Here is a 1421-nt window from a genome sequence, read left to right on the forward strand (position 1 = left end):
CACTGCAACCGGGATCAGGAACCCCGTCGCCATTTGCATCGCAGCTGTCATCCAGCTCATATTTCTCTTGCGAGATGTTGTACGCCAACTGGGTCGAGATGCTGTCGGTGATCGGCAGACCGAAGCGCACCGTCGCACCCGTGGTATCGCTGTCGTAGTTGTCGTATTCCCTGGTCGACTTGAAGATGTCGAAGCCGGCGGCGATGCGCCGTCCGAGGAAATAAGGCTCGGTGAAGGACAGGCTGTAGTCGCGTGAATTCTTGCCGCCGCCCGCCGACAGCTTGATGAACTGGCCACGACCGAGGAAGTTGCGCTCGGTCACCGATCCTTCGACCGACGGACCGGCCGTGTCGCCACCGGTCGAATAACCAGCGCCCACCGAGAACTCGCCGGTCGATTTCTCGACCACATCGACCACCAGAACGACCTGGTCAGGCTGCGAGCCCGGCACGGTCGAGATGTCGACTTTCTCAAAGTAATTCAGGTTTTCCAGGCGCTTCTTCGCGCGCTGGATGAGCACCTGGTTGAAGGCGTCGCCTTCGCTGACATCGAACTCGCGGCGAATGACATAGTCACGCGTGCGATCGTTGCCGCGGATCTCGATGCGCTCGATATAGGCCTTGGTGCCCTGGTCGATCGTGTAGACGACCGAAATGGTGTGGTTCTCGAAATTCCGGTCGCCGCGCGGCGTGACCTGCGCGAAGGCATAGCCGGAACCGGCCACCTTCTCGGTCAGCGCGATGATGGAATCCTCGACGTTCTTGGCGTTGTAGACGTCACCCTTATGGGTCTCGATCACCGATTCCAGCGACTTGCCGTCGACTTCAGGGATCGAGCTCTCGACGCTGACATCACCGAACGTGTAGCGGTCGCCTTCCTGGACGGTGATGGTGACCGTGTACTTGTTCGTCGCGCTGTCGAGCTCGCCGACAGCAGACACGACCTGGAAGTCGGCATAGCCGTGATTGTAGTAGAAGCGGCGCAGCAGCTCCTCGTCCGCGCGCAGCTTGTCATCGTCATAGACGTCGTCGCGCAGGACGAAGGAAAGCCAGGACGAGCGCTTGGTATTGATGATATCCGCCAGGCGGCGGCTGGAATAGGCACTGTTGCCGACGAAATTGACCGCCGCGATCTGCGTGCGATCGCCTTCAACGATGTTGAAGACAACGTTTACGCGATTGTCGCCAAGCTGCATAACCTGCGTGGTCACGGTCACATCGTCACGACCAATGCGCCTGTATGCAGCCTTGACCGATTCCACGTCGGCATCGAGCGTCGCCTGCGAGAACGTTCCGCGCGGCTTCAGCTGCACCGCCGCCGCAAGTGCATTGTCCTTGAGCTTCTTGTTGTTCTGGAACAGCACCTGGTTGACCACCTGGTACTCGGCGACCTTGACCACCAGCGTCGAGCCGACCTGGTTG

At 59.9% G+C, this 1421-nt stretch carries 1 protein-coding gene; it reads right to left on the reverse strand.

The genetic code is table 11. From position 1 onward, the window contains the following. A partial coding sequence (bamA, locus tag EN984_RS34565; RefSeq protein WP_127384355.1) for an outer membrane protein assembly factor BamA occupies positions 1-1421 on the reverse strand: 1421 nt, incomplete at both ends.

The sequence above is a fragment of the Mesorhizobium sp. M7A.F.Ca.CA.004.12.1.1 genome, assembly GCF_003997835.1.
GTDB lineage: Bacteria > Pseudomonadota > Alphaproteobacteria > Rhizobiales > Rhizobiaceae > Mesorhizobium.